Raw genomic sequence first — 14,052 nt, 5'->3', positions numbered from 1 at the left:
GTTATATCATGTATATTGTCTTTTCCGCACTATAATTTTTCTGAATGAAAAAGGCTTTAAAGTTAAAAAATATATAATAGCATGATTAAACAGGTGGCGGTAATAGGCGCTGGCATAATGGGACACAGTATAGCTGAAGTGTTTGCATTAAATGGCTATAAGGTTAATCTTGAGGATTTTTACCCAGAAGTCATTGAGAAAGCAAAAATTGGCATAGATAACAGCCTGGATAAACTTATTGCATCAAAAAAGATTGATGAAAATGGAAAGAAAGCAGCGATTGAGAATATAAAATTTTTCAATAACATAGAGGAGGCAGTAAAGGATGCCGATCTGTCCATTGAGGTTGTGCCAGAGATTTATGAAATAAAGGTAAAAGTATTAAAGGAAATATCTCAACATACAGAGAAAATAATCGCTTCCAACACATCCAACATAAGAATTACTGAAATGGGTGAGGAAATCAGGAAACCTGAAAGGTTTATAGGGATGCATTTCTTCAACCCGCCGATACTTATGAAGCTTGTTGAGGTAATAAAGGGAGACAAAACCTCCGGTGAATACGTTGACGAGATATATGAACTTGCTGAAAAAATAGGCAAGAAACCTATAAAAGTCCTGAAAGATGAGGCGGGATTCGTAGTTAACAGAATATCGGCACCGGAGATGCTGTTGCTCTGCACTGCATATGGAAATAAAATAGCAAAACCGGAGGCAATAGACAAATACTTCAAATCCCAGGGGCTACCCATGGGACCATATCAGCTTTTCGATTATGTTGGGCTTGACACAGTTGTTGATTCACTGAAATATTATGGAAAAGAATTATCTCCGGATTACGGAAAATGCCACGCATTTGACAGTTTCATAGAATCCAAGCATCTTGGTTTGAAAACAGGTTCGGGGATATATAAATGGGAAAATGGAAAGGCCATTATCCCGGATGCTGAAGAAAGTGACAAAATTAATTTAATGGATATGTTTGCCCTGGAGATTAATGAGGCTACAAGGCTTATAGAGGATGGTGTTGCCTCCCCAGATGATATAGAAACAGGAGTCAAATATGGACTTAATCGGCCATTTGGCCCAATAACTGTTGCAAATGGACTCAGCAATGACGAGGTGCTTGAAACATTGAAAAGGCTTTATACACAGTACAACCTCGAAGTTTTCAAACCTTCAAAGACCATAGAAACGCATAAAATGAAGGAGGCTTTCAATAAAAAACCCGATGAAATAAAAAAGGAAGAAAAATCAGAGATTCTTGGTTACAGGATAGAGGGTAAGGTTGGAATAATAACACTAATGAATGGAAAGAACAACCTTATGAGCTTTGAACTTCTAAAGGCAGTGGACAGGCAACTTGATCTCATAGAGGAGGCCAATAATGTAAACGTTGTTATAATAAGGGGAAATGACAGGGCTTTCTCTGCAGGTGCAGACCTGTCACAGTTCATAAGCAATCCATATATGTTCATGAAAATTTCCAGCACAGGAGAAAACATATTCGACAGGATCACCAAAATGAACAAGATTTTCATAGCACAGCTGGAGGGATACGTCCTGGGAGGAGGTTTTGAACTGGCACTTGCATGTGATATAAGAACATCAATAGCAGATTCTGTAATAGGATTTCCTGAAACATCATTGGGGCTCATACCCGGATATGGCGGAAGCCAGAGATTGCCAAATCTTATAGGGATTTCAAGGGCAATGGACATGATATTGACCAGCGAGAGGATTAGCGGGGAAAAGGCACAGGAATACGGAATTGTAACAAGGCTTTTCTCAGATAACCTGGAGGAAAATACCATGAAACTGGCTAAAGACCTTTCAGAGAGGATATCACCAGCTTCCGTATATGTGGCAAAACGGCTTATATACAATACAGCCACAATAAACCTTGATGAAGAGGCATTATCAATGGGCATGCTCTATGCAGGGAATGACCTGAAAGAGGGTGTTAAGGCTTTTCTTGAAAAAAGAAAACCTGATTACAAAGGAAACTGATACCAATAATAATTAATATTTATTTTTTGATACACAACTATGTTTTTTATTTTCAGAAATTCCAATACTGGTAATGATACATGCAATATCAAAAGATCAACCATAGCCAGAATGGGTTCAGATGCTTCACATTTCATATTTTTTATGACCGGGATCAGATCCTATGTGACGCCCGGTTATTTTTACAGACATATGGCCAGAAAAATTCTAAATGAGGAAAATGAAGAATTGGGAAAATTGACCAGCACAGAAAATTTCAGGGATCGGGTCGCAACACTTGCAGTCTATGAATACTCGTCCATAATATACCGTAAACGGCACCGGAACCCAAGAAAGATAAAGTATTTTGCTGGTGCACTGTCCAGGGAAAAAAGGAGGTATAGAATCCTTTCAGATTTCATGGTGCAACCTTTAGTGAACAGCTTTCCTGTAGCAGTGGAATCAGCATTTCAATATTACCAAAATTTTTCTCCCGATAAGAAATTTGAGGATTTATTAATAAAGGGAATAAAACAAACAGGCATGGACAATGATTCATGCTCAAGATTTTTTATGGAGATTATTAATTCTGTAGAACCGGCACCGGCATGGCTCAGGCACATAATTACATTGTCCTCCGAACTATACGGAAATAACAATACTTATATGGATATTTTCAGTTTTTATATTGCATATATTTTTTATAGGCTTAATGGATGCAACATATCACAGGCACTGAATTACATTTATAAAAAATCCTCAGTTAAACTTTCTATGGATTTATACATTAACAGGGAAAAAATAGATGTATATTTAAACGCCCTGAGATTCCATGAATCTCAATGAATCAGATATAACGTCTATGGACTTATAAAGATCACGTACATCTATCACCTCATTCTGGGTGTGTGATAACTGTGTATCGCCGGGTCCATATGTAATTGCTGGAATTTTCCATTCATAACCCAGGGTATTCATATCTCCGGAACCGCTCTTGAATATTAACCGGGGGACCATCCCATTTTGTGATATACTATATTTGAATGACTTTACCAGTGGACTTTTCATATCAGCTATGTAAGGATAGGTTCTGCTTTCTATATCGTAGGAATAATTTTCCTTGAGTATATTTTCCATGTAGGATTTCATCTCATTTACCAGTTCCTCTTCAGATACTGATTTTGGATACCTTATATCTAGGTACATTGATGCATACTCTGGAGTCATATTATCATACTGGCCACCGTTGAATTTGGTTATGCCGGCAGTGACGGAGTTAAAATCCTTGTTGCTTCCATATTTGTCCCTTATTGCAATCCAGAGATTCATGAGAAGATCGATTGAATTTGCCTCCATCCATGAGGAACTGGCATGGTGAGTTCCCGTTTTCATTTCAACCTTCATTAATAACCTTCCCTTATATCCCGCAGTGATGTTCATAGAACCTCCTGGTTCGCCGAAAATTGCATAATCATAACCACTGTAAGTTTTCAATATCTTGTTTATTCCCTTGCTATCGCTTTCCTCACCCGAGGCAGCGGATACCAAAATTTTGCCCTTGAATCCATTATCCATGGCTTTTTTTGCACCAAGAATCAGTGCAAGCAGTGAGGATTTTGCATCTACTGCACCCCTGCCATATACAAGGTTTCCCCTGGATTTTACATCCAGTATTCCGGGCACAGTATCCTCATGGCCGCACAGAAATACTGAGGGACTGCCATTACCGTTTACGGATATCACATTAAGCTGATCATCTATTACAGGGTCCTGGAAATCAAGATTTACCATATACTCCCGAATCAACTTAGCTATTTCTTCCTCCTTGCCGCTGGGGGAATAGATGTTCAGCATTTCAATAAGCATATCCTTTGCATTCATTTTTTTGCCTCGGATATAAGATAATCGGCAATGTAGTCTGGGATATTCACACCTGTAGCAGGCACAGTGTTTTTAAATTCTGTATTCCCATTCACCTCATTCACAAAGTAACCATCCTTTGATTCCAGAATGTCTATTCCGTATATTCCTGGTCCAAGTGCCCTGGATACTCCATCAGCAATATCCTCAATCTCCTTTGTGATTTTAAGTGGTTCAGCCCGACCGCCCAATGCTGTGTTTGTTTTCCAGTCCTCTCCTGATTTGTATCTGTATATGCCTGCAATAACCTGATTGTTTACAATAAATACCCTGAGATCCCTTCCATATTCATTTATGTATTCCTGAGTATAGTTTATCTGATATAATGGATACATGTAATCCCTGTATTCTGATACATCCATTGCTGCATAATAGTCATTAAGCAGGGAAATCATCCTCCCCCAGCTTCCAGTAACAGGTTTTGTTACTGCTCTTCCATTAAAGTCTTCCTTAAAGGATTTCAGGAAACTTTCATTTGAAAATGATACAAATGTTTTCGGAATGGGTATGTTCTTATGGGATAGAAGAAGTGTTGTAAACATCTTGTTTCCAGTAATGATTGTGGAGTTGAAATCATTTATAATCCTGTTGCCTGTGAATTCAACATATGCGGTCGAGTGGAGATTCCTGTAATACCCAGTGCTTCTCTGTAATGAGATATCTCCAAAATCATAGTTTGACTTTTCAAGATTAAGATTCATGTCCTTAACGTTTAAGAGCTGCACTTCCACATTTCTGTCCTGAAGTGATTTCAATATTGCCCTTTCTTCCCAGCGCATTATGTCAAAAAGCATTGAAACTTTCATCTAACTCCCCCCAATGAGACCCCATCCGAAAGGGTGGGAAGGAATTGCGGTGCGAATTGCAATCCTTTTCCATATTTTACCAGCTTGACCTTCTTCGTGTTTATGTCCATCTTCTTCCCTCCTCCTTTTATTACGATTGATTTCCCATAGTTATGCATACCAACAACACTGAATCTCTCATGATCATACACAACTATATCTCCAGGCTGGAATGCATATCTTTTCCTTCTTATTGATGGCCTGAATCCCTTCCTGTTCGTCTGGATGGAACGGTTGTTCCTCCTTCTCTGTGTGATTGTAAATGGAGATGTCCTGGCCTGGTTGGTTCCTCCAGCAATCACAAATGCATCGTTGGCATGACTCTTATCCAAGCCAAGGGATATGCGGTTTTTCTTTGTGATGTACCCGAATGTGTATCCCGCTCCAGCAAGTTGTGTAAGCTTCCACCTTACAGTGTTCATAAATGCTGCATCTCTCATGGTGATCAGTGCTCTCTTCCTCACTTCAGGATATCCAAACTCTTCTGCGGTAAGGTTGTTCTTCTTCTGGTTGCATTCATGGCATGAGATTGCGAGATTATTGACCGTGTCGGGACCGCCCCTTGATCTGGGTGTGAGATGTTCTATTTCAAGAGGCACACCTGTCTTGCCACAATACACACAGATATGATGGAATTTCTCAAGGAGATATTCCCTGATCTCATATCCCTGAAGTTCTCCCTGCTGGTACTCTATTCCACTTATCTCAGGATTCTTCATCTTCTGGGTATCAAAGGATGCAACCTCTATCACTGTGTTTGATACGGGAAGTATTCGCTTCAACTTCTCAATCAATCTTATATGAGTTTCCAGTTTGTGTTCAATGCTTGGTGCGAACCACCCTTCTTTATTATTGCCACGGTTCATGAATCTTGGTTTCCTGTACCAGAGCTTATTTCTCTTTTTTCTGCGGTACATTGCCTTTTCTTCATTGAGCTTCGGTATGTCAGTTCTTATGACCGCTTCTCCTGATATCAGCTCTCTCTTTTCTGTTAATGCAGAGAATCCAATGTGCTTGTATCCCGCATCAATTCCCAATGTTACTGGCTGCTTTGTCTCTCCAGTTGCATATAGAAGTTGTATAGTGAATGGATTTGAGAATGCAACCTTTGCTTTTTTTTCCTTTAATAATTTTCGTGCCTTTTCTGGTGTTGTCGGCATTAAAGGTTCGTCGCGCATGTTTATAACAGGAACCCTCAGGTCCTGTCCAGCCATGCCTGACTGTATGTCCACATCGGGGTTGTTAGAAGGGGTTTTTAAACCATGCACACTGAGAGTTTCCTCTCTGTTTAATGCATGATCACAGTTGCCACGGACTTGTGGAGCATCCGTAGGTGTGTATGTATTTCTCCAATCTAACTTCTGCTTCTCTTTCATATTTTTCTCCATGTCTTTCAAGCCCTTCCGTCAGGGAGGGGTAGTTGACCCAACCACCTTTTTGCTGTGAGATTTTATACCTTGGGACATAATATTCGCAGCTTCTTGGATCTCGGAATCTGTAATAACATATGGCGGCAACATTCTCAATATATTAATTCCAGAATAAAGAGGCAGTACTCCCCTATTTATTATATCCATGAGAATTGGAAGGAATTTAACTTTCAGTTCTATGGCATCCATAAGCCCCAGCCCTCTTATTTCTTTCACAATCTTTGAATCGTCCAGGGATTCACTCAGTGTCTTCCTGAATAGTTCACCTTTTCTGGCAACATCATCTATCAGCGATTGGGATAACTGTTCTATGACTGCACTTCCGGCCGCCATGGAAAGGGGATTTCCTCCGGTTGTGGAAGACTGTTCCCCCTTTGCAAGGTTGTCCATAAATTCAGGTTTGCCCGCAGCTATAGAGAGTGGAAGACCACCACCGATGCCCTTCCCTATTGTGATAATATCGGGCTTGATCCCGAAATGTTCGTGTGCCCACATTTTTCCTGTCCTGCCAAGTCCTGACTGTATTTCATCAGCAACTAGTATTATACCGTTATTCTCGGTAATTTGCCTCAGCTCTTTTACATAATCCCTGTCAGGTATGTTTATGCCTCCTTCCCCCTGAACTGGTTCGAAAAATACTGCAGATATCTCATCATCCCTTTCTATTTTCTCAAGGTCTTCCATATTATTGTACCTTATAAATTCAACATTCTTCATGAGAATATCACCAAAAGATTGCCTGTATTTCTCAGAATATGTGATTGAAAGTGCCCCAGCGGTCTTTCCGTGGTAAGAATTGGTCATGGCTATAATTTTATGTTTTTTTGATGATTTAATTACTGTTTTTATAGCAGCCTCTATGGCCTCTGCACCAGTATTTCCAAGGTAAAATTTGTCCAGGCCCGCCGGGACAATCCCTGTAAGGTTTTTCACAAATTCCTCCCTGGATGCTGTGTATTCAGACGCATGGGCTACTGGTATTGTATCGAATTGCCTGCATACTGCTTCTTTAATTTTATTGTTTCCATATCCCAGTATGGCCACCCCGTAGCCACCCATCATGTCAATATATCTTTTCCCGTTGATGTCATGAAGTATTGCACCATTTCCGTTGAGCACGTTTATTGGAAGCCTCTGGTAAGTATTAGCTATATGTTCATTTTCATAATTCATTACATATCACCGTGCCGCTATAGATGTCATAAAATGGGTTTGAAATAATTACCTGTTTTACACCCATTTCAAGTGCTTCAATTGATGCCATGAGTTTTTTATCCATACCAGTTCCTATATCTTTCAAAATACTCCTGATATATGTTGTATCTGCTTTTTCTATGATATTATTCTGATAGTAAAGTCCGTTGACGTTAGTTAGGAACACCAGGGAATCGGCCTTTAAAGCCCCTGCAACATATGCAGCGGCCCTGTCTGCATCGACGTTCAGATAACTCCCATTCCCATAAGCAATAGGGGATATTACCGGTATATACCCTGCATCTATGACTGCCTTTATGGGAATAGGATCTACGCCTTCTACCTTACCGGTATATCCACCATCTATTATCATTTTCCTGTTTTTCTCATTCATTATTACCAACTTTTCTTTTCTCTTTGCACTGATTATTCCATTTACCGTGATAGCCTTGATGCCATGTTCCTTTAAGTTTAAAACCAATTTCTGGTTAATGAGATTCATAACCATTGTAAATATTTCAAGGGTGTTTCTGTCAGTATACCTGCTTCTTATACCCTCTGGTGACGTTACAAATTTTTTGGTATAATTAAAATTTTCAGCATGGTTATCCAGATAGTTCCCTCCTCCGTGAACTATTGAAAGCTCCCCGTCAAATTGTTCTATGACGGAATGAAGATTATCGTCCTCGAGAAACTTTTCAAGTATGCTCCCACCTATTTTTAATACTTTCATAATATCACACCGGAAATAGTGATGGCATCATCAGGGCTTCGTATTCATTAAATCCGTTCATAATGTTCATTGATTGTACTGCATTGCCCGCAGCGCCTTTTATTAGATTGTCAATAGCCCCGAACGATACTATCCTTTTTATGTATTTATCAATGGCAAATCCTATATCAGCAAAGTTTGACCCTATGACTGTTTTTGGATCAGGATACTTATAATTGCTTTTCCTGTCCATTATAAGCCTGATAAATTTCTCATTTCCATAGAATTTCCTGAGCAGAGCCCATAATGAGATCTCCTCCTCCTCTCCGTAGATGCTAGAGGTGGTTAGTATGCCCCTCACCATATTGACAGAATGTGCAGAAAGGGCAATTTTTACCTTCTTCCCAGAGGCATATTCCAGTTCCTGCTCTATTTCAGGGGTATGTCTGTGGTTCACTGGTTTATACGCCCTGATGGAATCGAATCTCTCTGAAAACACCTTTGATTCATCCAGTCCTGACCCGGAACCCGAGGATCCCACCTTTGCATCCACATTGATAATGTCACTGGACAGATCCAGGGATAGGAACGGGGCAATGCTATAGATGGATGACGATGCTATGCATCCTGGAGTTGCTATGTACCTGGCATTTTTAATCTGATCCCTATGAAGTTCAGGCATTCCGTATACAAATTTTTTTATCAGGTCTGGATAACCATGTTCATATCCATACCATGGCTTATACAGTTCAGGGTTTTTAAGCCTGAAATCTGCACTCATATCTATAATTTTAACTCCCGTTTCAACAAGTTCGGGGACGTATTTGATAGAGGTCCCGTGCGGGAGTGCAAGGAATATTAAATCCACCTTGCCTGCCATGTCCACCGGCGATATATCCTCAAATTTCAGATCCGTTAGCCCGTAAAGATCGGGGTGGATCCTTGAAACTTTTTCACCTCTGTGCCTGGTTGAAGACACTGAGGAAATCTCAATTTCCGGATGCCTGACAAGGAGTCTCATAAGTTCTCCGCCAACGTATCCCGATGCCCCCACAATTCCAACTTTGAGCACTTTATTCTCCCCAGTCTTCCCCCACATTTTCGGCGGGTTTTATACTCACTACATCGGCATTGATTGAAGCAATTTCATAACTCATGCCGCAGGATCCGCATTCTACAAGTTCACCGGCCATTGAATCCTCAGGCAGGCTTATTTTCTCTCCGCATATTTTACACTTTGTTTCCATTTTTTTTCACCTTTTATTATACTTTACAAATAGCTATCAATAATCTGCTATTAATAAATATTTGTATTTTATATTATTATTTTTAACATCTAAAGTTTATTTTCAAACTAAGATGCCATTGTAACGTAATTATTTCATCCTATTTAAAATATACGAATATTGTATTTTTAATCTGAAATTCGTAATTATTATGTTTAACAGGATACATGCTAATTATTTCCCGAACAATTAAGAAAAATTTTGGCGTTAATATTAAAAATTTGTAATAATTATTAAAAATATTATTATCAAAATTTATTTCCGCAGATAGGAATCAGTTCCATTGATCCAGTCTGATCTTACTGGACTGAATATATCAACGTCCAGGGTATCTTCAAGTGCTATAGCTTCATGTTTTATATTTGGAGGTATTATCACTATTTCTCCCTGGCCAACGTCCATTTCCTTTCCGTCTATTTTAAAGTGAAGTTTTCCCTTCATTATCCACGTAATCTGCTCATTTTCATGACGATGCTCTGGTACCACACTGCCCTTCCGTATGTCTAACTGGGCGACCATTACCTTCTCGCCGTATACCATTTGCCTGTAAAATGTCTCTGACAACTTTTCTTTTTTTACCTTATCCCAGCTGTATTTGCTAATCTCTGCCATGATATGATAAATAATATGCGGATATAAATTTTACCAGAAATATCAAATAGATTTTATTGTCCCGCCATCTATGGGTATGTTTGCTCCGGTAATGTATGAAGAGAGTTCAGAACATAGAAATGCAACCAGGTTTCCGATCTCTTCAGGTTTTCCGAATCTGCCTAATGGTATTTCCTTTTTTAGTTGTGATTCCACATCTTCAATGGCCTTTCCTGTAGAGCTGGAAGTTTTTTCCAGTATATTTTTCAGGCGCTGTGTATAGAAATATCCTTGAGATATGGAATTCACATTTATATTATATTTACCCAATTCAATAGAGAGGGTCTTGCCCAGTGCAACAATGCCAGATCGCAGTGTATTTGAAATTGCGAAGTTCTGAAGAGGATTCTTTGTAGTCATTGAAGTTATAAATATTATTCTGCCAAAATTAGACGCTACCATATCTACCATACACATGTCAATCATCCTTATTGTGGACTTGAGCATCATGTCAATATTATAATCCCAGTCAGATTCTGTGAGTTCCATAAAGGGGTCAACTCTCGGGTCTCCATAATTCATGACAAGGAAATCTATTTTTCCGTACTGTGTATGGGCAGATTCCACCACCCTTATAAGGTCATCCTTTCTGGAAAGGTCAGCAGGTAGGGCATTTATCGTAACGCCCGTTTCTTCCCTGATTTCAGCTCTGAGCATATCTATTTTTTCTTTGCTTCTGGAGAAAGTAGTAATGTTAACACCATATCTGGCAAGCGTCGAGATAACACCTTTACCTATTCCAGTACTGCCGGCGCATACTATCACGTTTTTATTTTTCAGACCCTGCATATAAATTAAAACAGTTTTTAGCTTATAAATTTACTGTTTCAAAAAGCAATCTTTTAGGCATGGCAGTGAAATGAAAAACAAACAGCTTATAATGCCAGGTTCCGGGACATGAAATATGAATACCAGAATGGCATTCACTGACACTATTTAATTGTGCAATTATTTAAATACAAATGAATGTTTTACATTAAATGACTCATGTAATCAGTATTATTAATTTAAAGGGTGGAGTTGGAAAAACTCAGACGACCATAGCATTATCGGAATTTCTGGCAGCCAATTACAACAAGAAGGTATTAATTATTGACCTCGACCCACAGACGAATGCAACAGTTTCACTGATGGATGAGAACAGGTGGCTGGAGCAGGATAAAAAAGGCAATACTGTATTTCAGCTTTTCAGCGATAAGGTTTACAACACTAAATTATTCAATATTGATAATTCTATAGTAAAAAACGTTTCTAACATCGACTCTGGGATAAAAAATCTCGATTTGCTCCCATCAAGCCTTCGATTGATAGATATTCAGGACAAACTTCCACTTGTCTCCAATTCAGGATACTTTATAAAAACACCTATAACTATCCTCAAAGAATCACTGGCAAATGTTATAACAAACTACGATTATGTCATTATAGACTGCCCGCCGAATCTGGGTTTAATCACATTGTCCGGGATATTTATATCGGATTATTATCTCATACCCACTATTCCAGATATATTGTCCACATATGGTATACCTCAAATTCTGACAAGGATAAATGCTTTTAAAAATGACGCAGGGATAAACATAAGGCCCTTAGGTATTGTCATTTCTATGTTCAGGTCCAATAACAGGCTGCATAATTCAATCGTGGAGTCACTAAAATACAAGGAAAGAAAAGGAGATTATCCGAGAATTTTTGATACCTATATTCCCCTTAGTGTAAAAATTTCTGAAGCTGCAGAATATCAGGCTGGTGTTAAAACTCTTCCCCAGAAATATGGTTATGAACTTTATGACAGATATAACCATCTTGTTGAAGAGGTGTTAAAATATGTCGAATAAGTCAACAGCTGCTGCATTGTCAGATATACTGAAATATATCGCAGATAAAATAGAGAGAAATCCGGAACTTGTTGAAAATTTCAAAATAGAGATAAAAATTAAGCCAGAGAAAAGGTTGGAAAAAGCAACTGGATTATCGGATTACGATACAGAAGGTGAGCTGTTTAATGCACTTAAAAAGAAAAATATGGAACAATTGAAGTCAATAATAAGGGAAAATAAGCTTGGAAAAACTGCTTCTATTGCAAGTTTTAAAACTAAGGAAGAATTCATAAGATTCATAATTAAGAGGATAAATGATAGATATCACAAGGGTGATTCCTTTGGCCGTGTCTCACCTGAAAAAGTATCATGAGTGAATCCATGATTTCACCATGGCTCTAAAACTATGGAAATTTATATTTAAGTAATAGAGGGAAACATGTGGATTATGTAATCATAAAAATTTCCTAAATTCCCTAATCATTAGGCATTATGATACCACATTCTCCTTTATTTTACGGAACAGTAAAGGTTAAATCATAATGTGTAATTACACATTATGTCTTTCATAAGATTCAAGAAGATTGGGAACAAAGAATATGCCTATGAAGTAACATCATACTATGACAAGATGAAGAAAAAACCGGCACAGAAAAGCAAATACCTCGGGCAGGTTGTTGACAGGGAAAGTAATGAATTCATCAGGCCTGGAAAGGAGAGGATAAAACCAGAGAAACTGATCCTTGATTTCGGTGATTCATACTTCCTGATCAAATTCATGGAATCCAGGATGAAGGATGTCTATGATTTTGCAGTAAAGAACAGTGCACTTCCCCTCATACTGTACCGGATACTTGGAAAGACAGGCATGAGGAGGGCAGGAATATGGTATGAGGGGAATATTGCAAGATATCTTGCACCGGGTGTAATGGACTCACAGAGAATATCAGAATTCCTTGTGAAGTTTGGGAATGAAACAAAGATGAGGGATTTCTACAGGGCATACCTTAAGCAGCCGGAAGAAGGAATATCCATTGACACAACTGCACTTCCCAACCAGATCGATCTGGACATGACACAGTGGGGATATTCCTCAGAGACTGTTGATGAGGAGATCAAGCTTGTACTTGTAATGGACAGGAAGAGGAACAGGCCACTGTATTTCCGCTATATTCCAGGAGGCATCATGGATGTTTCAGCACTATCTGCAACCAACAGTGAGATGGAGAAACTCGGAATAAAACCAGGACTGAGCATAATGGATGCAGGCTTCTTCTCTGAGGGGAATATCAGTTCAATGTTCATGAATAAAATAGATTTTCTCATGAGGGTTCCTGCAAACAGATCCATATATCATGGCCTGATAGAATCTGCAGCAGGTATGGATATCCCTGAGAATGCAGTGAAGTATGGAAACAGGATCATGTTTATCTCATCCTCCCAGGCTGAATTTGCCGGAAATACTGTATTCACACATCTTGTCCTGGATCCAGAGAGGAGGGGCAGGGAATTGAGGAGATATATGCTGAAGCACATGGACGATTATGATCCATTTACTGTTAGGAGGAAGGGCTTTATGGTACTCATGAGTTCACAGCCCATTGAAAGGGATGAACTGATACCGCTGTATTATACCAGGCAATTTGTGGAGAAGGCATATTCATACTCAAAGGATGACCTTTCACTCCTGCCACTCAGGGTTCACAGTGAAGAAACCCTGAGAGGATACCTGTTCATAATATTCCTCTCACTGATAGTATACATGGAAGTACAGAAGGAAATTGGATCTGTTGAAATGTCCCTTGACATATTGAGGAATTTGAAATGCAAGGTATTCGAAAAGGAGATTGTGATACAGGAACTGACAAAGGATCAGAAGAAACTGTTTGAGAAAATAGGGGTCATAGTGCCTAATACTATGGGAATTTAGGAATTTATTTTTCCAAAAATTTTAGTAATGCCTGATAATCCATTGTATTTATCACCCTGTTTTTTGTAAGCCATCCTCTTCTTGCGGTTCCTATTCCAAGTTCCATAAAATCATAGCCATATATGTTGTGGGAATCTGTATTTATAGAATAATAAATATTGTATTTTGAAGTTTTCAGAATATTCTCATCGTTTAAATCAAGCCTTGCCGGTGAAGAATTAATCTCANATGCTGTTTTATACTTTTCACAGTACTTTGAGATCTCATCAATGTCA

Annotated in this window: 14 protein-coding genes; 5 read left to right on the top strand and 9 right to left on the bottom strand. The window is 38.8% G+C overall.

The window, feature by feature from the left end:
• The first annotated feature begins 81 nt into the window (after positions 1-81).
• Positions 82-2,010 carry a 3-hydroxyacyl-CoA dehydrogenase/enoyl-CoA hydratase family protein gene (locus AMDU4_RS03885; protein ID WP_021786675.1) on the top strand — a complete coding sequence of 643 codons (1,929 nt, stop codon included), beginning with the start codon at positions 82-84 and terminating at the stop codon, positions 2,008-2,010.
• 39 nt (positions 2,011-2,049) lie between these two features.
• Positions 2,050-2,835 carry a hypothetical protein gene (locus tag AMDU4_RS03880; protein ID WP_021786674.1) on the top strand — a complete coding sequence of 262 codons (786 nt, stop codon included), beginning with the start codon at positions 2,050-2,052 and terminating at the stop codon, positions 2,833-2,835.
• Here the strand turns inward: AMDU4_RS03880 and AMDU4_RS03875 are convergent.
• The 9 genes from AMDU4_RS03875 to AMDU4_RS03835 all read right to left on the bottom strand — a co-directional run bounded on the left by AMDU4_RS03875 (position 2,803) and on the right by AMDU4_RS03835 (position 10,816).
• Positions 2,803-3,870: a M20/M25/M40 family metallo-hydrolase gene (locus AMDU4_RS03875; protein ID WP_021786673.1), complete on the bottom strand. Its 1,068-nt coding sequence runs from the start codon at positions 3,868-3,870 to the stop codon at positions 2,803-2,805. The genes AMDU4_RS03880 and AMDU4_RS03875 overlap by 33 nt on opposite strands.
• Positions 3,867-4,715 (bottom strand): lysine biosynthesis protein LysX, encoded by an 849-nt coding sequence (gene lysX / locus AMDU4_RS03870; protein ID WP_021786672.1) that lies wholly within the window; start codon positions 4,713-4,715, stop codon positions 3,867-3,869. Before lysX ends, AMDU4_RS03875 begins: the two co-directional genes overlap by 4 nt.
• Positions 4,712-6,130: an RNA-guided endonuclease IscB gene (gene iscB, locus AMDU4_RS03865; RefSeq protein WP_290704122.1), complete on the bottom strand. Its 1,419-nt coding sequence runs from the start codon at positions 6,128-6,130 to the stop codon at positions 4,712-4,714. Before iscB ends, lysX begins: the two co-directional genes overlap by 4 nt.
• Positions 6,131-6,160: 30 nt before the next feature.
• Entirely contained in the window at positions 6,161-7,357 is a 1,197-nt protein-coding gene (locus AMDU4_RS03860; RefSeq protein ID WP_021786670.1) for an aspartate aminotransferase family protein, read from the bottom strand.
• A complete protein-coding gene (locus AMDU4_RS03855; protein WP_021786669.1) occupies positions 7,347-8,111 on the bottom strand; it encodes a [LysW]-aminoadipate/[LysW]-glutamate kinase in 765 nt (254 codons plus the stop codon). The genes AMDU4_RS03860 and AMDU4_RS03855 overlap by 11 nt, the downstream gene beginning before the upstream one ends.
• A 4-nt stretch (positions 8,112-8,115) precedes the next feature.
• The gene (argC, locus tag AMDU4_RS03850) at positions 8,116-9,189 is read right to left on the bottom strand and encodes an N-acetyl-gamma-glutamyl-phosphate reductase (protein ID WP_021786668.1); all 1,074 of its coding nucleotides are present in this window, start codon (positions 9,187-9,189) and stop codon (positions 8,116-8,118) included.
• Positions 9,164-9,337, bottom strand: coding sequence for an alpha-aminoadipate/glutamate carrier protein LysW (gene lysW/argW, locus AMDU4_RS03845; protein WP_021786667.1), 174 nt, complete (start codon positions 9,335-9,337; stop codon positions 9,164-9,166). Before lysW/argW ends, argC begins: the two co-directional genes overlap by 26 nt.
• Before the next feature lie 294 nt (positions 9,338-9,631).
• On the bottom strand, positions 9,632-9,988 hold the full coding sequence (locus AMDU4_RS03840) for a cupin domain-containing protein (RefSeq protein ID WP_021786666.1): 357 nt from the start codon (positions 9,986-9,988) through the stop codon (positions 9,632-9,634).
• 42 nt (positions 9,989-10,030) lie between these two features.
• Positions 10,031-10,816, bottom strand: a complete 786-nt coding sequence (locus AMDU4_RS03835; RefSeq protein ID WP_021786665.1) for an SDR family oxidoreductase — start codon at positions 10,814-10,816, stop codon at positions 10,031-10,033.
• A 191-nt stretch (positions 10,817-11,007) separates the two neighbouring features.
• Here AMDU4_RS03835 and AMDU4_RS03830 point away from each other — a divergent pair, with 191 nt between their 5' ends.
• From AMDU4_RS03830 to AMDU4_RS03820, 3 genes are all read left to right on the top strand, one after another.
• Positions 11,008-11,865: a ParA family protein gene (locus AMDU4_RS03830; RefSeq protein WP_021786664.1), complete on the top strand. Its 858-nt coding sequence runs from the start codon at positions 11,008-11,010 to the stop codon at positions 11,863-11,865.
• A complete protein-coding gene (locus AMDU4_RS03825) occupies positions 11,855-12,220 on the top strand; it encodes a hypothetical protein (protein WP_021786663.1) in 366 nt (121 codons plus the stop codon). The genes AMDU4_RS03830 and AMDU4_RS03825 overlap by 11 nt, the downstream gene beginning before the upstream one ends.
• A gap of 186 nt (positions 12,221-12,406) precedes the next feature.
• The gene (locus tag AMDU4_RS03820; protein WP_021786662.1) at positions 12,407-13,777 is read left to right on the top strand and encodes a transposase; all 1,371 of its coding nucleotides are present in this window, start codon (positions 12,407-12,409) and stop codon (positions 13,775-13,777) included.
• Positions 13,778-14,052 lie beyond the last annotated feature (275 nt).

The sequence above is a fragment of the Ferroplasma sp. Type II genome, from assembly GCF_000496155.1.
The sequence above is the reverse complement of the archived record's forward strand: the minus strand, read 5'-3'. Positions and strand labels throughout refer to the sequence as shown.